The following is an 18,548-nucleotide window of genomic DNA, read 5'->3' as shown; positions in this document are numbered from 1 at the left end:
CTGGCCATGGGCTTTACGCACAGGATGTAAGTATATCTGTTGTACACAGGCTGTATAAACAACATCCGTTTACCATCGGCGAACGGTTGTCCTAGAAAATCGTTTTACCAACTACCTACAGAGAAGGGGCGCCCGGTTGGAGCGCCCCTTACTTAGGGTTTGATGAGGTTTTGGATCGCCTGCGGGCTAGCGGCGCTTGCGGGTGGCCGTTGCCTTGCGGACGGAGGTCTTCTTGGTCGGAGCCTTTTCCTCGGCCTGAGCGGCGGGGGAGACCGGGGCCTCCTTGGCGGGCTCGGGCTTGGCCTTTACCTCGGTCTTGGGCTCAACTTTGACAGCAGCGGGCTTAGCCTCTGCCTTGGGAGCGGCAGCTTTGGTCGTGGTCTTTTTGGCCGTCGTCGTGGTGCGCTTGCGTGTAGTGGTCTTGGCGGTTGGCTTGGCCTCGACGGTTACCTCGGCCTTGGACTCGGCGGGCGTCTCCTCGACTTTGGCGGCCGGCTTTGCGGCTGCCTTGGTCGTGGCGGTCTTCGTCGTGGCGGTCTTCGTGGTCGTCGACTTCGTAGCCGTGGTCTTCTTGGCTGCCGTTACCTTCTTGGCGGTCGTGGTCTTGGACGCCGTCGACTTCTTGGCAGTGGTCTTGGCCGGAGCCTTAGCGGCCGGCTTGGTCTCAGCGACCTCAGCCATTACCTCGGGAGCAGCCTCGGCCTCGACGGCCTTCTTGGCAGCTGCGGTGGTGCGCTTGCGCGTGGTCGTTGCCTTGGCGGCCGTTGTTTTTGTCGTGGCAACCTTGGTCGTCGTAACCTTCTTAGCGGTCGTCTTGCGGGTCGTGGTCTTCTTAGCTGCGGGCTTTGCAGCGGGCTTGGCCTCGGCCTCTGCCTCAGGAGCAACCTCAGCCTTCACCTCAGGCTCGGCCTTTGCGGGCTTAGCCTCAACCGGCTTCTCCTCGGCCTTGGGCTCCTCAGCGGCCACCGGCTCAGCTGCAGCCTCAGGCTCGTCGACAACGGCCACCGGCCTCTCAATCTCCGGATGCATAAAGAAGTACAGGTCCAGATACTTGTCGGCCGAACGCGTCCAGCTAAAGTCCTGGCTCATGGCCTGCGTGACCAGCTGGTTCCAGGCGTCGCGGTTATCCCAGAACAGACGCGCCGCGCGGAATACCGCATCGCCCATCTCGTCGCCGTTAAAGTTGGTAAACGAGAAGCCCGTGCCCTCGCCGGTAAACTCGTTGTACGGCTGCACGGTGTCCTTCAAGCCACCGGTCTCGCGCACGATGGGCAGGGTGCCGTAGCGCATGGCGATGATCTGCGAAAGGCCGCAGGGCTCAAACTTCGAAGGCATTAGGAACATGTCGGCGGCAGCATACATGCGCTGTGACAGCGCCGGATCGAACTCGATGCGTGCGGCCATGGTGCCGGGGTACTTGTCTTGGAAGTAGCGCAGGCCGTCCTCGTAGTCGCGGTCGCCGGTGCCCAGCACCGCCACCTGCACGCCGCCGGACAGGATGCGGTCGAGCGCGTACATGACCAGGTCCATGCCCTTTTGGCGCGTCAGGCGCGTGACCATCACCATGAGCGGGCGGTCGTCGCGAACCTCGAGGCCCAGCTCCTCCTGCAGCTTGGCCTTGCACACGGCCTTGCCGGAACGGTCCTCCACGGTGTAGTTGGCGGCAATGCGCTTGTCGGTCGCCGGGTCAAAGCCCGCAACGTCGATGCCATTCAAAATGCCCTGCAGCGCGTACGAACGCTCGCGCAGCACGCCGTCCAGGCCCTCTCCAAATTCGGGCGTCTGGATCTCGTTGGCATAGGTAGGGCTCACCGTAGTGATGGCGTCGGCATAGCGCAGGGCGCCCAGCATGTAGTTAATGCTGCAGGCGTCGCAACGCAGCTGCGAGGCGGCCGCCGGAATATGCGCCACACCCAGGATGTCCTCCATCACGGTGTCGCTAAACTGGCCCTGGAACGCCACGTTGTGGATCGAGAACACGGTCTTGACGCGGTCATACAGCGGCAGACCCTGGTAGAACTCGCGCAAAAACACGGGCGCCAGTGCGGTCTGCCAGTCGTTGCAGTGCAGGATGTCGCACTCAAAGCCGGCCGGCAGGTGCTGCAGGCTCTCGGTGATGGCCTTGGAGAAGAACGCAAAACGCTCGCCGTCGTCAAAGAAGCCGTACGGATAGTCGCGCGCAAAGTAGCGCTCGTTGTCGATGAACATATAGGTGACGCCGTCGTGCTCGAGCTTCTCGAGTCCGCAGTACTCATTGCGCCAGCCCAGGCTCACGTAAAAGTCGGAGAAGTGCTCCATCTGCGCCTTGTACTCGTCCTTGATGGTGGCGTACTTGGGCACCATCACGATGACTTCGGCGCCGGCGCGCACAAGCGCCGCAGGCAGCGAGCCCGCTACGTCGCCCAGGCCACCGGTCTTCACAAACGGCGCGCACTCGGCCGAGGCAAACACGATCTGCATCTTTTTGCTGGAATCAGCCATATTGTCTCCCATGTTGTAATTCGAGAATAGCCGCCAGGCGCGAACCGGGCGGCTATTCTACTTGTTACGAGCGATGTTGCGGTGCCAACGTTAACGTACGATGGTGGTGTCGGAAGTTAACGGAGCCTTGCCCAGCACCAGGATGTTCTCGGGCGTGCCGCGAAGCTCGGTGTTGGTGGGAACCACGTTGTTCTTGTCCAGAATGGCATTCTCGACACGGGCGCCGCTCTTGATGATGCAGCTCTGGTTGATGATCGAGTTGGTCACCGAGGCGCCTTCCTCGACCACAACGCCGCGCGACAGGATCGAGTTGCGCACGGTGCCCTTGATGATGCAGCCGGCCGAGATGATCGAGTTGCAGGCGTGGCTGCCGGTCGCATAGCGCGAAGGCGGCACGTCGTGAGCCTTGGTCAGGATCGGACGCTCGGGGTCAAAGAGCTGGTCGGCTACGGTCTGGTCGAGCAGGTCCATGCTGCGGCGATACAGCGACTTCTCGCTAAACACGCCCACGACCTCGCCCTTGTACTCGTAGCTGCACACGTCGATGTTGCCAAAGTCGCCCTGGAGCGCCTCGAGTAGGTCCAGATAGTCGGCAGCCTGGTAGTGGTCGATGATCTCGAGCAGCGTCTCGCGGTTGACTATGCAGCAGTCCATAGAGGCATTGTCGCCGTACACGACGCCGGCGCTCACGCCCGTCAGGCGGCCGTTCTCGTTGATCTGCAGCTTGGTCTCGTCATCGACGTTACGCGTGGCCTTGCAGTACACCACGGTCATCTGGGCACCGGAATTCTCGTGCGCCTCGATGATGGTGTTGAGGTCCATGTTAAAGATGATGTTGGTGCCCATCATCACAACGTAGGGCTTGTCCGAGCGCTGGAACAGCGTCTTGTTGGAGATGATGTCGCGCAGCAGGAAGCGCATGCCGCCCTTGGTGGTGCCATACGCGTTGCCGGGCACCATGAACAGGCCGCCCTTCTTGCGGTCCAGGCCCCAGTCCTTGCCCGAGCCCACGTGGTCGATCAGCGAGCGGTAGTTGCCCGGCATGACGACTCCGACGGTCTTAATGCCGGCATTCATCATGTTGGACAGCGGGAAGTCGATCAGGCGGTAGCGGCCCAAAAACGGAACGGACGCGATGGGGCGGTCCTTGAGCAGCACGCTGCCGTAGGTCGAAGAGTAGTTAGCGGTGATATAACCGATGGCCTTGCGATTGATCATCGGATCATTCCCCCTTCCCGATAACGACGTCATTTCCAACGACGGCCGTATCCTTGGTGGTATCGACAGAGCCGAGCTTCACGCCCTCTTCGACCGTGGAGTTCTCGCCCAAAATAGCGCGGCAGATGTGCGCGCCGCTCTTAACGTGCGCACCCGGCAGCAGCACGGAGTCCTCAACCACGGCGCGCTCCTCGATGATGACATCGGTCGAAAGGATCGAGTGGCGAGCGGTACCGTAGATCTTGCATCCGTTGGAGACCAGGCAGTCGTCCAGGCGACCATCCGGACCAATGTAGTGCGGCGGTCGCGTGGTGATGTTGGACATGATGGGGAAGTGCTTGTCGAACAGATCGAACTCGGGGTTGTTGCCCAGCAGGTCCATCGAGGTCTCGTGGAAGCTGGCGATGGTGCCGACATCCTTCCAAAAGCCGTGGAACTCGTAGCTGTACAGACGCTTGTCCTCACCGAGCAGCTTGGGGATGATGTCCTTGCCAAAGTCGTGGCTCGAGCGCTGGTCCAGGGCATCCTCCTCGAGCGCGTTGATCAGCACGTCGGCCGAGAAGATGTAGATGCCCATGGACGCGAGGTTCGAATCGGGCTTATTGGGCTTCTCGGTGAACTTGGTGATGCGGCCGTCCTCGGGGTCGGTCGTCAGGATGCCAAAGCGGCTGGCCTCCTCCCACGGCACGGGCATAACGCTCACCGTAAGATCGGCGTTGTTCTCAATGTGCGTCTTGAGCATCTTGCGGTAGTCCATGCGATACAGGTGATCGCCCGAAAGAATCAGGACGTACTTGGGGTCGTTGGCCTTGATGTAGTCGAGGTTTTGCGTGATGGCATCGGCCGTGCCCGCATACCAGGCGCCGCCGGTCTGCGTTTCGTACGGCGGCAGGATCGACACGCCGCCGTCGCGGCTGTCCAGATCCCACGCTTCGCCGGAGCCCACATAGGCATGCAGCAGGTAGGGGCGATACTGCGTCAGAACGCCCACCGTGTCGATGCCCGAGTTGGAGCAGTTGGACAGCGAAAAGTCGATAATGCGGAACTTGCCACCAAAGCTAACCGCCGGCTTGGCGATCTTTTGGGTGAGTGCCCCCAATCGGCTGCCCTGTCCTCCTGCGAGGAGCATCGCGATGCATTCTTTCTTACTCATCGATTTCTCCTTCTGTCATCGATGTTCCTAAACCCATTAGCGACGGGCGTGGCGCAACGTCGCGCCCGTCGAGTAATGCCGTGCTGGCATAGGGGAGCTCGCGGCCTTTACGCGTGCCAGATCTCGTCGCGGTACTCGCGAATGGTGCGGTCGCTCGAGAACCAGCCCGAGGAGGCGGTGTTGAGCAGCGCCTTGCGGTTCCAGGTCTCCTGGTCGCCGTAGCTGTTCGTGAGCTTTTCCCATGCATCCACGTAGCTGCGGAAGTCGGCCATGACCAGGTCGGGGTCGTTGTTGTTCATGAGCTCGTTGTAGATGCTCTCGAAGTTGCCCGAAAGACCCGCAAAGGTGTTGTCCTTGAGCTCGTCCATCACGCGGCCCAGACGCTCGCGGTCGCCGTTGAGGGTATCCCACGCAAAGTAGCTGTTGGATGCCCAGAGCTGCTCGACCTCGGGAGCGGTCAGGCCAAAGATGGCCTCGTTCTCGCGGCCGGCCAGGTCGGCGATCTCGATGTTGGCGCCGTCGAGGGTGCCCAGCGTAATGGCGCCGTTCATCATGAGCTTCATGTTGGACGTGCCCGAGGCCTCCTTGCCAGCCGTTGAGATCTGCTCCGAGATCTCGGCGGCGGGGTAGATGAGCTGGGCGTTGCTCACACGGAAGTTGGGGATAAAGCAAACCTTCATGACCTCGTTCACGCGGGCGTCGTTGTTGATGACGTCGGCAACGGAGTTGATCAGGCGGATGGTCTCCTTGGCAAAGGTGTAGCTCGAGGCAGCCTTGCCGCTAAAGATGAAGGTCGTCGGCGTCACGTGGAAGTTGGGATCGGCGATGCGACGGTTGTAGATGTCCATCACCTTCATGATGTTCATGAGCTGGCGCTTGTAGGCATGGAAACGCTTTACCTGGACATCGAAGACGGTGTTGGGGTCAATGACCAGACCGGTCTCGGCCTTAACGTAGGCAGCCAGACGCTCCTTGTTGGCGCGCTTGGAGGCGCCCACGGCCTTCAGGAACTCGGTGTCGTTCTGGAGCTCCTTGAGTTTCTCCAGCTCAAAGGCGTCCTTGAGCCAGCCGTCGCCAATGGCCTCGGTCACGAGCTTGGCGTAGGTGGGGTTGGCCTCGGCAAAGAAGCGACGGTGCGAGATGCCGTTGGTCTTGTTGTTGAACTTCTCGGGCGTCAGGGCATAGAAGTCCTTGAGCACGATGTTCTTGATGATGTCGGAGTGGATCTTTGCCACGCCGTTGACGCTGTGGCTGCAGATCACGGACAGGTTGGCCATGCGAATCTCGCCGTCCCACAGGATGGCGGTTTGGCGCAGACGCTCCTGCCAGCCCTCCTGCGTGGTGTCGAACGACTCGTGCCAACGACGGCTGATCTCGTCGATGATCTGGTACACGCGGGGGAGGAGCTTGGAGAACGTGCCGATGGGCCACTTCTCCAGAGCCTCGGGCAGGATGGTGTGGTTGGTGTAGCTCACGACCTGCGTCACGATGTTCCAGGCGTCGTCCCACTCGAGCTTCTTCTCGTCGATGAGGATGCGCATGAGCTCGGGGCCGCACATGGCAGGGTGCGTGTCGTTGGTGTGGATGGCCACAAACTGCGGCAGCAGCTCCCAGTTCGCGCCGTGCTCCTTCTCAAAGGTGTCGAGCAGGCTGTAGATGCCGGCCGATACAAACAGGTACTCCTGCTTCAGGCGCAGCAGACGCCCGTGCTCGCCGGCGTCGTTGGGGTAGAGGATGGCGCTGATGGCCTCGGCCTCGGCGCGCTCGGCGTCGGCCAGGGCGTAGTCGCCGCGATTGAAGGCCTCCAGATCGAAGTGCTCCTCGACCGGCTCGGCGGCCCAGACGCGCAGCTTGTTGACGGTCTCGCCGGCATAGCCCACGACGGGGATGTCATAAGGGACGGCCAGAATGTCCTGCGTGTCCACCGTGCGGTAGAACGTTCGGCCATTCTCCTCAAAACCCTCAACATGGCCACCAAACTTGATGGTCACGGCCTTGTCCTGACGACGGACCTCCCAGGGATAGCCGTGGGTTAGCCACTCGTCGGTGGCCTCGACCTGACTGCCGTTGACGATCTCCTGCTTAAACAGGCCGTAGCGGTAGCGCATGCCGTTGCCGTAGCCTGCAATGCCCTCGGCTGCCATGGAATCCAGGAAGCATGCGGCCAGACGGCCCAGGCCACCGTTGCCCAGCGCCGGATCGGGCTCCTGGTTCTCGATGACGGACAGGTCAAAGCCCATGTCGTCGAGCGCCTCGGCGACCATGTCGCGCACGCCAAAGTTGAGTAGGTAGTTGTCGAGCAGGCGGCCGATCAAAAACTCGATCGAGAAGTAGTACACGCGCTTCTTGCCCTCGGACGCCGCGCGGGCGTCGCTCTTGGTGGCAACGGTGCGGGCCTTCTCGGCCACGAGCTTGGCCAGGGCGTTAAAGCGGTCGAGATCGCTGGCGGCCTCAACGCTCTTGCCGCTGATGCTCATGACGGCATCGCGATAGAGCTCGGTAAACTCCTGCTTGTTGTCGAAGATCTTATTCATACGTTCCTTTCCCCCGGGGATGTTTCTCCCGGAACGGTTATGACTTGTATCCTACGCCCCCGCGGGGCGGGTAATTACAGTGGTAACGCCTTTGTTACGCTTTCTTGGCATGAGCCTTAACAGCAGCTGCCTTGGCCTTGGGAGCAGTCTTTTTGGTGGCTGCCTTCTTGGCCGTGGCGGACTTGGCCGATGCCTTGGCAGAGGGCTTGGCAGCCTTCGCCTTAACCGGAGCCTTCTTAGCAGCCGCGGTCTTGGGCTTCACCGAGGACGCACGTTTGCGCGTCGCCTTTTTGGGCTCCTCGACCACGGGCGGCTTGTAGCTGCTGGGACCGCGGCGCTTAAGTACCACGCCTGCCAGACCGGGCACCTTAATCTCGATGGAGTCCATCTGCCCGTTCCAGGGATAGGGCTCGCTCGAGCAGGTGTAGGGCTCCTCACCGGCGTATCCGCTGCCACCGAACTCGGGACGGTCGGAATCAAAGATGACCTCCCAGTCACCCTCGCGCGGCACGCCCACACGGAAGCTCTCGTAACTTGCCGGATCAAAGTTGATCAGAATCACTAGGTCGTCATTGACGTCCTCGCCCTGACGCACGAAGCTCACGATGGACTGCTTGGAGTTATCCGCGTCGATCCAGGTAAAGCCGTCGTCGGTGTAGCCGCGCTCGTACAGGGCGGGCTCGGCGGTGTAAAGGTGGTTGAGCGCCTTGATAAACGCCTGATGATGACGGTGAGTCTCATACTCCTCGGTCAGGAACCACTGGATGGACTCGTAGTAGCGCCACTCAATAAACTGGCCGATCTCGTTGCCCATAAAGTTGAGCTTTGCACCGGGGTGCGTCATCTGGTAGAAGGCCAGCGTGCGCAGGCCGGCAAACTGGCGCCACCAGTCGCCCGGCATGCGGCCGATGAGCGAGCACTTGCCGTGCACGACCTCGTCATGGCTGAGCGGGCAAATGAAGTTCTCGGTAAAGGCGTACATGATGGAGAACGTGAGCAGCCCGTGGTTGCCAGGGCGCCACGGAAAATCGGTCTGCATGTAGTGCAGGGTGTCGTTCATCCAGCCCATGTCCCACTTGTAATGGAAGCCCAGGCCGCCGTCCTGCGGCGGGTAGGTTACGAGCGGCCACGCAGTAGACTCCTCGGCCATCATCATCACGTCGGGGTAGTGAGCCTCCACGGCGCAGTTGACCTGACGGATAAACGCGCTGGCGTCCAGGTCCTCCTCGGTACCGTACTTGTTGAACTTCTTTTGCCCCGGATCGTCGATGCCAAAGTTGAGGTACAGCATGCTGGACACGCCGTCCATGCGAATGCCGTCAACGTGGAAGTTCTCGAGCCAGTACAGCACGTTGGAGACCAGGAAGGAGCGGACCTCGCCGCGGGCGAAGTCAAACTTATGCGTGCCCCAGTTGGGGTGAATCTCGTGCTCAAACAGCATATGGCCGTTAAAGGTGGCAAGGCCGTGGGAGTCGGCGCAAAAACCGCCGGGCACCCAGTCCATGATCACGCCGATGCCCGCCTCGTGGCACGCATCGATAAAGTGCATGAGCTGCTGCGGGTTGCCGTAGCGCGACGTGGCGGCGTAGTAGCCGGTCGTCTGGTAGCCCCAGGAGCCGTCGAAGGGGTGTTCCATGAGCGGCATGACCTCGATATGCGTATAGCCCATGTCGCGCACATAGTCCACGAGCTCCACCGACAGGTCGTCGTAGGTGTAGAACTCGCCGCGCTGGGCGGGGAAGGGATCCATGGGGCCGGGGTAGTTGCCGTACTCGTCCGGCTCGCCCTGCGGCGCGTCGCCGTGGCGCTTCCACGAGCCAATATGCACCTCGTAGATGTTAAGCGGCTGCGACATGTGGTTGTGGCCGGCGCGGCGCTTGAGCCACGCGGCGTCATTCCACTTGTAGCCATCGAGGGTCCACAGCACGCTCGCGGTACCCGGAGGGCACTCGGCCTTAAAGGCATACGGATCGGCCTTGTAGAGCTTCTCGCCCTCGTTGGTCTCGATGAGATATTTATAGAGCTGGCCCTGCTCGGCGCCAGGAATAAAGCCTTCCCAAATAGCGCTCGTATGCACGGGCACCAGCGGGTTGGCTTGCTCATCCCAGTCGTTAAATTCGCCAATGACATGGACACTCTTTACGTCAGGCGCCCAAACGCAAAAGCGCCAGCCACGCGTACGGTTCTGCGTATCGGGATGCGCGCCCATCTTTTCCCAGCTGCGCTCCCACGTGCCAATGCCAAACAAATAGACATCGTCTTTGGTGAGCTCCGGTGCGTGCGGGGCGGCTTTACGGGTTGCGGGCTTTTTAGCCGTTGGCTTTAGCTTTGTATCGCTCACGTTTGATCCCATCATGACGCGGCAGCGTGTTGCCTTGGTGACTAGATGCGAAAGGTCCAAGGCTGCACGAATCGAAGGGACGGCGAAGTTTCTGTGATTCGTTCCACCTCGCGTGCTCGGTGGAACTTTCGGCAGAAACTACGATAACACCTGTGCGTTAGTTTTATGGACGAAAGCGGATTTGCGGGGGCGTTTAATCGGTAAGCGACATGTTTATACCACTGGCAGAATTGCCGTGGTAAAACTCTTGACAGTTTTACCAATTAGGGTTTCAAAAATGTTAGGCTGACGTTTGGTAAAACGTTTTTAGCAGGTTGTTTACCATTTGACATCGAAAGGTTCGTTTATGTCCCATACCGCCGCTCCCAAGGTTGCTTTTATTTTCGATTGCGACGGCACGCTGGTTAATAGCACCCCCGTTTGGGCTTATGCCCAGCCCGAGTTATTGCACCGCCACGGAGTTGACGTGACGGTCGATGATTTTGCTCAGTTTGAGCATTTGTCGCTCGAGGATGAGTGCCAGGCCTACCACGACATCTGGGGTATTGGCGAAAATGGCGAAGAGCTCTACCACGAGCTGAGCGACATCCTGATCGATGGCTACTCCAAGGTGCCGCCGCGTGAGGGCCTGCTTGCATTTTTGAAGCAGGCGCAGGAGGCCGGTATTGCCATGTGCGTTGCCACGTCCACGCCCGCCGAGTTGGTTAAGTCTGCACTTGCGGGCGCCGGCCTTGATCGCTATATGGAGTTTATTACCACGACGGGCGAGGCGGGCCGCTCCAAGCAGTTCCCCGATGTGTATGAGCTGGCGCTGCGCCGCCTTGAGGAGCGCCACGGCTGCAAGTTTGAGCGCGCCTGGGTGTTTGAGGACGCCGTCTTTGGCCTAAAGAGCTCTGGCACTGCAGGCTTTAAGCGCGTGGGTATCTATGACCCGCACGGCCGTATGGAGCGCGATGAGGTGCGTGCCAACTGCGACATCTTTATCGATAGCTATGAGGAACTGGATCTGGCCCGCGTTCTTACGTTTGAGGGATAGGCGAGAGCTGTGGCTTGTAAGGTGTTAGTGGTCTGCGGCTCGCCCGTGGTGGCGAGCGCGGATTTGCTGCGTCAGCTGGCGGGGGAGTGCGACCACGTTGTCGCCGTGGACCGCGGACTCGATGCGCTGCTGGGCGCGGAACTGGGCTGCGATGTATATGTAGGGGACGCCGACACGGTTAGCGATAAGGGCCGAGCGCTAGTCGAAGCCGCCAAAGACTTCGAAGTAGAGCGCCACAATCCCTACAAGGACTATACCGATCTGGCGCTAGCGCTCGATTCCGTTCGCCGTCGTTGGCCGGGTGCCGACGTGGTTGCGACCTGCACCACGGGTGGCCGTCCTGATATGGCGCTTTCCGTACTGGGGTTGCTTGCAGGCTACGATGACGCCGCAGTCTGGATTGCCGAGGACAAGGTAGTCGCCCGTATCCTTCGCGCTGGCGAATCGTGGACCATCGAAAGCGCCGAAGGCAAAACGTTCTCCATCATCGCCATTGCCCCCAACACCGAGGTAAGCGAGCGCGGCCTAGAATGGGAACTAAATCATTCCCCCCTAGGACTCTTGGCTGACACGGGCATCTCTAATGTCGTCCGGAAAACGGCCAAGATCCAAGTCCACCAAGGAACCGCAATCGCTTACCTCTACAAGTAAGGTGCCGCCGCGTGAGGGTTTTATCGGGACGGTGGGCTGAATTGACTGATTTTGCCGAAGTCATAATCAGTCAATTCAGCCCCGTCCCAGGAAAACCCGTAAGTGCGAGAATCAACCCAAAAAAACTTCTTGCACAACTAAGAATCTTCCCCTATAGTATCTCCTCGTCACGGGGGCGTAGCTCAGCTGGGAGAGCGCTTGACTGGCAGTCAAGAGGTCAGGGGTTCGATCCCCCTCGTCTCCACCATCGTGAATGCAAAGGCCTTCAGTATTACGAAGGCCTTTTTTCATGCCAAAACACCTCGCGCAGAAACCCCTTCCACATCAACAAAAAGTTGCACAATTTTTTCCCATGTCTGTACATAGTTTGTTAGACAAACGCGATTATCAGTGTAGGTCGCCGCTCCATATGGGCTTCAGGAACGTCCCTAATCACCGCCAGTACCTCAATAACCTGCATCAATGTGAACAACATCCCAAAACAACCCACTTGAACACGTTAAATGAACGATAAGTTGTCCTCCACAAGCCAAATCAGTTTCACTAACAGCTTGTGCTAGGATGCCTAACGTTACATGAGTTCATCTGTGCTCGCGGCTCCAGCAAGTTGCAAAGCGCAGGGTCGATCAGCATCCGGCCGTAACGGCGGTGCCAGAAACACCACGAGCTCCAATATCGATTGCCATGCGCGATTTTGCATTAGTTTTTGTGGCTTTTTATAAGTTCGCATTACGCTGTGCAATAAGTTGCGTTCGGCAAACCACAGCAGTCCTGCAGCTGTTTGCGTGCAGTTCAGTTTTGTACCCGCTTGACTGGGTCGCACGCAGCCAGCTGGGGTCGCGGTTATTTTTGCGATACACGTCCGCGACTCTAGCAACTGCTTCTATACATACCGTTCACGGTGGGGCAGAGCCACGTGCTTGTCTGACTGGGCTCAGGGTTTGAATATGGAGCGCCTTTGCGCACAAGCGCCCTGGCGAAGCCATACCCAAACCCCGTGAGCCACACGTAAGACAGCAAGGGGGTGGTGCTCGTGTGGTATGTGATCCAGGTCATTAACGGTCGCGAAGACGTAATGCGCGAGCGCATCGAGCGTATGGTGCCGGCTGGTGCCATGCAGGAGCTCTTTTATCCCCAATTTCAAACCGAGATTAAAGTACACGGCGAATGGGTCGATACGACCAAGCCGCTCTTTCCCGGTTACCTTATCTGCGATACGGCAGATCCCCGCACCGTGCAACAGTATCTGCTGCGTATGGACGACTTTGCCCGGGTGTTATCCCAGGACGGTCAGTTTGTGCCGCTGGCAAAAGAAGAGGTCCAGCTTATTGGCGGCTTTACGCATAGGGGAGACCGCGTAGTGCCCATGAGTGAGGCCCTAAAAGACGGTGACCGGGTCGTAGTGACGGCAGGTCCGCTGCTGGGCCACGAAGGCCTTATCAAAACCATTAACAGACGCAAGAGCACTGCTTATTTGGAGCTCGACTTGTGCGGCCGACGCGTAACCACCCGCGTTGGCCTTGCGGTGCTTTCAAAAGAGCAGCGCGTTATGCGCAATCGCAGAAGAGCGATCGCCTAGCTGCAAGCTCGCAAGCGGACGACCGAAGGCAAAAAGTATCGGGGGAGGGGCTCTTGGAGCCTACGATGATGACCATGGCACAGGGCGCGCGGGAGACGCGCACGGCCGCCACGGCGAATTCCGTCACTGCCGCAGCCGGAGCTGCGGGGGATTACCTTACAAACGAAGAAGCGTACAAGATGCTGCGCGGTGCCAACTCCGGCGTGAAGCCCGAGCTTGGGCACAGGCTCTACCGCGTTGTTAAGCGTACGGTGGACATTGTCGCCGCCGGCGGAGCCCTGGTGTTGCTCTTTATTCCCGGGGTAATTCTGAGCGTGGTCATTTGCATAAAGAGCCCGGGCGCCAGCCCCCTATATTCACAGTGGCGCGTGGGCCGCGTGCGCAAAGACGGCACGTTCTACCTGTTTAAGATCTACAAGTTCCGCAGCATGGTTCCCAACGCAGACCAAATGCTCAAGGACTTGCAGGCCCAAAACGAGGCCACTGGCCCCATGTTTAAAATGAAGCACGACCCGCGCATTATTCCCGGTGTGGGTAACTTCATTCGCAAGCACAGCATCGACGAGCTGCCCCAGCTCATCAACGTGTTCTTGGGCCAAATGAACCTCATTGGCCCGCGCCCCGGCCTGCCGCGCGAGGTTGCCCTGTACAGCGAGCACGACATGAAGCGCCTGGCGGTAAAACCCGGCTGCAGCGGTCCTTGGCAGGTAATGGGCCGCAGCTACCTGGGCTTCAACGAAATGGTTGAGCTGGATCTTGACTATATAGAGAATCGCAGCCTGCGCCAGGACCTGCGGTTGATATTCGGCACGCTGAAGACGATGTTCTCTGGGGAAGGTGCCGTGTAGCATGCGCATCGCCATGATAGGCCAAAAGAGAACGGGTTCGCGCGAGGGCGGCGTAGAAGTGGTGGTAGGCGAGCTTGCTCGCCGTATGGCAGACCTTGGTCACCAAGTAACCTGCTACGACCGTATGGGCGAAGGAGCTCCTTCCGAGCCCTACGAGAAGGATGGCTACCGCATCGTTCCCGTAAAGGCTCTGGACATCAAGGGGCTCTCTGCGCTCACGAGCAGCTTTGCCGCAACAAGGGCCGCCATCAAAGACGGGGCAGACGTAATTCACTATCACGCAGAGGGGCCGTGTGTCCCCCTTCGTTTTGCGCGTTCCGCGGACATCAGGACCGTGGCAACGATCCACGGCCTGGACTGGCAGCGTGCAAAATGGGGCGGCTTGGCTTCCAAGTACATCAAGTTCGGCGAGGCGACGGCGGCCAAGTGCGCGGATGCGCTCATCGTGCTTTCCCGGGGCAATCAGGAGTACTTCAAGGAGGCTTACGGCCGCGAGGCTACGCTCATTCCCAACGGCATCACTCCCGAGGCGGATCTTCCCGCGAAGGAGATCTCCGAGCGCTTTGGGCTCACCCAGGGCTCCTATGTCCTCTACCTCGGTCGCATTGTGCCCGAGAAGCGACCGGAACTGTTGGTGGAGGCGTACAAGCAGGTAAAGACGGATAAGCGCCTGGTTATCGCGGGCGACTCCTCCGATACGGACGACTACGCCGTGGCGCTCAAAGAGGCTGCCGCGTCCGACCCCCGCGCGCTCTTTACCGGCCACGTTGAGGGCAACCTGCTCTCCGAGCTGTACTCCAACGCGTATTGCTACGTGCTCCCCTCCGACGTTGAGGGCCTGCCCATGAGCTTGCTGGAGGCCTTGTCTCACGGTGCGGCATGCGTTACCTCGGATATTCCCGAGTGCGCGGATGTTCTGCAGGGTTGCGGGCTCACGTTCCCACACGGAGACGCGGGGGCGCTGCGCGACGTGCTTGAAGGCCTGATAGCGGATTCTGCCCAAGCGGAGAGGCTGGGCGCCATGGCACGTGACCGCGCGATTAATGGCTATGACTGGAACAGCGTCGTCCAAAGGACGCTTGCTTTGTATGAGGGTGTTGCGTAATGAAGATCCTTCTTGTAAATAAGTTTCATTGGCGCAAGGGTGGAAGCGAGACGTACTACTTTGCTCTTGCCGATGGTCTTCGCGCTCTTGGGCATGAAGTTGCCTTCTTCAGCATGGAGGATGAGCGTAATGAGCCGACTGAGTGGTCGCGTTACTTTGTAACGAATCGCGACTATAACGGACCGAGCTCTATTGTCGATAAGGCGAAGGCCGCGCAGGCACTTGTGTATTCCAAAGAGGCGCGCGAGAAGTTCGATGCGCTGTGCCGTGAATTCCAGCCCGATGTAATCCATCTCAATCTCACTCATAGGCAGATTACGTTTTCCATCTTGGACGCTCCTTGGCTAAAGCAGCATCCAACGCCGGTTGTGTATACCTCGCACGACTTGATTCTTGCTTGCCCGAGCTATCTTATGCTTGATTCCGAGGGCAACGTTTGCGATTCATGTCTCGAGGGTCATTTTGGCAATTGCCTTAAGAAGAAGTGCGTAAAGGGTTCGATCGCAAAAAGCGCGTTAGCGGTGGCTGAGGCGGAGTGGCTTAAACGGCACAAAACCTATTCACGTCTCGATCGCATCATCTGCCCGAGTGAGTTCATGCGGAACAAGTTTATTGAAGCGGGGCTTCCCGAGCGTCAGCTTGTCCTCATGCGGAATTTCCTGAATCCCGATTCGATGTCACGGGAAGTTGCCAACCAAAATAATGAAGATCCCTACATGCTGTATCTGGGACGCCTTTCTCGCGAGAAAGGCGTGTTAACGCTCGTGCATGCTTTTGAGAAGGCGGCACCGGTGATCCCTGATTGGCGTCTTGTTATTGCAGGCGATGGCCCTGAATGTGATGCTGTGAAGGTCAAAGTTTCCGCAATGCCAAACGAAATAAGCTCGAGGATTGAGCTGGTTGGATATAAAACCGGTGACGCCCTGCGCGGACTTGTGAATCGAGCCACTCTGGCGGCTGCGCCGTCAGAGTGGCTCGAGAACGCGCCATATGCGGTTCTCGAGGCACTCGCCGCGGGCAAGCCCGTTATCGGTACGAACATGGGCGGAATACCCGAGCTGGTACGTGAGGGTGAAACGGGCTTCCTGGCTGAAGCCCACGATGAGGCAGGACTCGCAGATGCAATCCGTAGGGGTGCGGCGGTGGCCGCCGATCCTGCGGCTTACGCCGCGATGAGCGCGCATTGCCGTTCATTCGTGGCAGAGAACTGTAATCAAGAGAAATACATCCGGAATCTCGTCTCCCTGTATCAAGAACTAATTGACCGGAAGGTGGTGGCCTAACCCATGGCCGAGAAGAAACTCAACGGAACCGTAATCGTAACGTACCGCTGCAACGCGCGCTGCACCATGTGCAACCGCTACAAGGCTCCCAGCCGTCCGGAGGAGGAGCTCTCCCTCGACGTGATCAAGAAGCTCCCGCGCATGTACTTCACCAACATCACCGGTGGCGAGCCCTTCATCAGGACCGACCTTGCGGATATCGTGCGCGAGCTGTACAAGAAGTCCGACCGCATCGTCATCTCCACCAACGGCTTCTTCACCGACCGCATCATCGCCCTTGCCGAGGAATTCCCCCAGGTGGGAATCCGCATCTCCATCGAGGGTCTGCAGCAGACCAACGATGAGATCCGCGGTCTCCAGAACGGCTTCAACCGCGGCTACGAGACGCTCAAGAAGCTCGTGGAAATGAAGCACCCGGACGTGGGCTTTGGCATGACGGTGCAGGATCGCAACGCTGCGGACTTGGTGCCGCTGTACAAGCTTTCCGACGAGCTCGGCATGGAGTTCGCCACCGCCAGCCTGCACAACAGCTTCTACTTTGTCGAGGCGAAGAACATCATCAAGGACCGTCCCATGGTGGCCCAGAACTTCGAGGACCTGGTAAACGAGCTCCTCAAGTCCAACGAGCCCAAGAAGTGGTTCCGCGCGTACTTCAACATGGGCCTCATCAACTACATCTATGGGCAGAAGCGCCTGCTCCCGTGCGATATGGCGTTCGACACGTTCTTCATCGACCCCTACGGCGACGTCATGCCCTGCAACGGCACCAAGGAGAAGCTCGTTATGGGCAACCTTAACGACGAGTCTTGGGATGAGTTGTGGGAGAGCGCCCAGGCCGAGAAAGTGCGCGGCTGCGTGCGCCACTGCGACCGCAACTGCTGGATGATCGGCTCCGTGTCTCCTGCCATGCACAAGTACATCTGGAAACCCGCGTCGTGGGTGCTGGCGCACAAGCTCAAGCCCGGCAAGAAGTTCGACATGCACGAGCTCCCCATCGTGCGCGACTACGAGTCGGGCAAGGTGACGAAGGAGGAGCTGGACGCTCTTTCCACCTGCGACATGCACGCCGCGATCAACGACGGCCTTTCCGACGCAAGCCGAGCCGACGCGCACGTGTACGAGACTGAGGAGGCGCTGTAGTGCAGCCGGGTGGAAAAATCGAATGCAAAAATTCAGAAATAGCGGTTGCTCGATATCAATCGGAGGAAACACGTGAAAGTATCCTGCATAACCAGGCACGCAATCTCTAATTATGGCTCCCTGCTCCAGGCATATGCGACACAACGAGCGGTAGAGAGCTTGGGGCATGAGTTCGAGATTATGGACTATGTACCTGCTTGTGAGGACGTATCCCAGCAGGTGAGGACGCTTCTTTCGACAAAGCCGTCCTGGAACGGGAACCCGTTGAAGAAGTCTGTCTACAGACTTCTGATGGAGCCTGAGACAAGGGTGGCGGGCAAGCGGTTTGCGCGTGAGCGTTCCCAGCTGCTTAAGATGAGCCCTCACTATGCATCCCTGGAGGAGCTGAAGGCTAATCCGCCCAAGGCCGATGTCTATATGACTGGAAGCGATCAGGTGTGGGGTCCCATCAGCTCGGGCGCATACGACCTGTCATACGCGCTTGAGTTTGCTCCCGAGGGCGCAAGGCGCATCTCATATGCGGCAAGCTTTGGTAAGAAGAATATCCCGGATAGCGTGCGCCCCAGGTTTCTCGAGGACCTTCGAGCATATGAGGCCGTGTTCGTACGCGAGGATGCCGCGCGCGAGCAGCTTGCCTCGTGGGGCATAGAGGCCGGACAGGTTGTCGATCCCACGCTGCTGCTTGATGGCGAGGCGTGGAGAAGGATGACGGCACCTGCCCCGAAGGGCGAATACATCCTCGTCTACCAGATTCACAGCGACCCGACGGTGGGGCAGTACGCCGTGAAGGTTGCCAAAAAGCTTGGCTTGCCCCTGATACGGATCTCCGCAAGCCTGCACCAGGCCTCACGCGAGGGCAAGTTCAAGTGGCTGCCGACGCTTGCTGAGTTTCTCTCGTATGTCGACAACGCAGCATGCCTAGTCACGGACTCGTTCCACGGTACGGCTTTTGCCATAAATCTCAATACGCCGCTGGTAGAAGTGCTGCCCAAGAACGGAACCTCGAGCAGGAACGTGAGTATTCTGCGACTCACGGACCTCACGGACAGAGTGCTTCAGAATCTAGATGATGTCGAGTTAGCATCCAAGCAGATTGACTTTGGTCGGGTCAACGACGTGATGGGTGCGGAGAGGGAGAAGTCCCTAGCGCAGCTCAAGAGCATGATTGAGGAGTAGGGC

At 59.1% G+C, this 18,548-nt stretch carries 13 protein-coding genes and 1 tRNA gene; 9 read left to right on the top strand and 5 right to left on the bottom strand.

What is annotated here, in order from left to right; translation table 11 throughout:
* Positions 1 to 186: 186 nt before the first annotated feature.
* From glgA to glgB, 5 genes are all read right to left on the bottom strand, one after another.
* On the bottom strand, positions 187 to 2,481 hold the full coding sequence (glgA, locus tag PGW49_RS01755; protein WP_270225248.1) for a glycogen synthase GlgA: 2,295 nt from the start codon (positions 2,479 to 2,481) through the stop codon (positions 187 to 189).
* A 90-nt stretch (positions 2,482 to 2,571) separates the two neighbouring features.
* Positions 2,572 to 3,699: a glucose-1-phosphate adenylyltransferase subunit GlgD gene (gene glgD, locus PGW49_RS01750; protein ID WP_215673514.1), complete on the bottom strand. Its 1,128-nt coding sequence runs from the start codon at positions 3,697 to 3,699 to the stop codon at positions 2,572 to 2,574.
* A gap of 4 nt (positions 3,700 to 3,703) precedes the next feature.
* On the bottom strand, positions 3,704 to 4,852 hold the full coding sequence (locus PGW49_RS01745) for a glucose-1-phosphate adenylyltransferase (RefSeq protein WP_270225243.1): 1,149 nt from the start codon (positions 4,850 to 4,852) through the stop codon (positions 3,704 to 3,706).
* Between the two features lie 107 nt (positions 4,853 to 4,959).
* Positions 4,960 to 7,386, bottom strand: coding sequence for a glycogen/starch/alpha-glucan phosphorylase (locus tag PGW49_RS01740; protein WP_270225241.1), 2,427 nt, complete (start codon positions 7,384 to 7,386; stop codon positions 4,960 to 4,962).
* Between the two features lie 94 nt (positions 7,387 to 7,480).
* Entirely contained in the window at positions 7,481 to 9,742 is a 2,262-nt protein-coding gene (glgB, locus tag PGW49_RS01735; RefSeq protein ID WP_270225342.1) for a 1,4-alpha-glucan branching protein GlgB, read from the bottom strand.
* Positions 9,743 to 10,073: 331 nt separating this feature from the next.
* Here glgB and PGW49_RS01730 point away from each other — a divergent pair, with 331 nt between their 5' ends.
* The 9 genes from PGW49_RS01730 to PGW49_RS01690 all read left to right on the top strand — a co-directional run bounded on the left by PGW49_RS01730 (position 10,074) and on the right by PGW49_RS01690 (position 18,545).
* Entirely contained in the window at positions 10,074 to 10,763 is a 690-nt protein-coding gene (locus PGW49_RS01730; RefSeq protein ID WP_270225240.1) for an HAD family hydrolase, read from the top strand.
* Positions 10,764 to 10,772: 9 nt separating this feature from the next.
* Positions 10,773 to 11,414: a thiamine diphosphokinase gene (locus tag PGW49_RS01725; RefSeq protein WP_270225238.1), complete on the top strand. Its 642-nt coding sequence runs from the start codon at positions 10,773 to 10,775 to the stop codon at positions 11,412 to 11,414.
* 171 nt (positions 11,415 to 11,585) lie between these two features.
* Positions 11,586 to 11,661 (top strand) — tRNA-Ala (locus tag PGW49_RS01720).
* Between the two features lie 780 nt (positions 11,662 to 12,441).
* Complete coding sequence (gene loaP, locus PGW49_RS01715) at positions 12,442 to 12,993, top strand: antiterminator LoaP (RefSeq protein ID WP_270225235.1); 552 nt, start codon at positions 12,442 to 12,444, stop codon at positions 12,991 to 12,993.
* 53 nt (positions 12,994 to 13,046) lie between these two features.
* Positions 13,047 to 13,841, top strand: a complete 795-nt coding sequence (locus PGW49_RS01710; RefSeq protein WP_216595141.1) for a sugar transferase — start codon at positions 13,047 to 13,049, stop codon at positions 13,839 to 13,841.
* A 1-nt stretch (position 13,842) separates the two neighbouring features.
* Positions 13,843 to 14,946 (top strand): glycosyltransferase family 4 protein, encoded by a 1,104-nt coding sequence (locus PGW49_RS01705; protein WP_270225230.1) that lies wholly within the window; start codon positions 13,843 to 13,845, stop codon positions 14,944 to 14,946.
* Positions 14,946 to 16,229: a glycosyltransferase family 4 protein gene (locus tag PGW49_RS01700; RefSeq protein WP_270225228.1), complete on the top strand. Its 1,284-nt coding sequence runs from the start codon at positions 14,946 to 14,948 to the stop codon at positions 16,227 to 16,229. The genes PGW49_RS01705 and PGW49_RS01700 overlap by 1 nt, the downstream gene beginning before the upstream one ends.
* Positions 16,230 to 16,232: 3 nt before the next feature.
* Positions 16,233 to 17,369 (top strand): radical SAM protein, encoded by a 1,137-nt coding sequence (locus PGW49_RS01695; protein ID WP_035138273.1) that lies wholly within the window; start codon positions 16,233 to 16,235, stop codon positions 17,367 to 17,369.
* 72 nt (positions 17,370 to 17,441) lie between these two features.
* Positions 17,442 to 18,545: a polysaccharide pyruvyl transferase family protein gene (locus PGW49_RS01690; protein ID WP_270225341.1), complete on the top strand. Its 1,104-nt coding sequence runs from the start codon at positions 17,442 to 17,444 to the stop codon at positions 18,543 to 18,545.
* Positions 18,546 to 18,548: the final 3 nt, after the last annotated feature.

The organism is Collinsella aerofaciens (genome assembly GCF_027679495.1).
Classification (GTDB): domain Bacteria; phylum Actinomycetota; class Coriobacteriia; order Coriobacteriales; family Coriobacteriaceae; genus Collinsella; species Collinsella aerofaciens_AK.
This window is presented reverse-complemented; position numbering and strand designations above follow the sequence as displayed.

Coding starts and splice junctions, on each gene's coding strand:
- PGW49_RS01695 (WP_035138273.1), top strand. CDS start 16,233: ATGGCCGAGAAGAAACTCAACGGAACCGTAATCGTAACGTACCGCTGC.
- glgA (WP_270225248.1), bottom strand. CDS start 2,481: ATGGCTGATTCCAGCAAAAAGATGCAGATCGTGTTTGCCTCGGCCGAG.
- PGW49_RS01705 (WP_270225230.1), top strand. CDS start 13,843: ATGCGCATCGCCATGATAGGCCAAAAGAGAACGGGTTCGCGCGAGGGC.
- glgB (WP_270225342.1), bottom strand. CDS start 9,742: ATGATGGGATCAAACGTGAGCGATACAAAGCTAAAGCCAACGGCTAAA.
- PGW49_RS01745 (WP_270225243.1), bottom strand. CDS start 4,852: ATGAGTAAGAAAGAATGCATCGCGATGCTCCTCGCAGGAGGACAGGGC.
- PGW49_RS01730 (WP_270225240.1), top strand. CDS start 10,074: ATGTCCCATACCGCCGCTCCCAAGGTTGCTTTTATTTTCGATTGCGAC.
- PGW49_RS01740 (WP_270225241.1), bottom strand. CDS start 7,386: ATGAATAAGATCTTCGACAACAAGCAGGAGTTTACCGAGCTCTATCGC.
- PGW49_RS01700 (WP_270225228.1), top strand. CDS start 14,946: ATGAAGATCCTTCTTGTAAATAAGTTTCATTGGCGCAAGGGTGGAAGC.
- glgD (WP_215673514.1), bottom strand. CDS start 3,699: ATGATCAATCGCAAGGCCATCGGTTATATCACCGCTAACTACTCTTCG.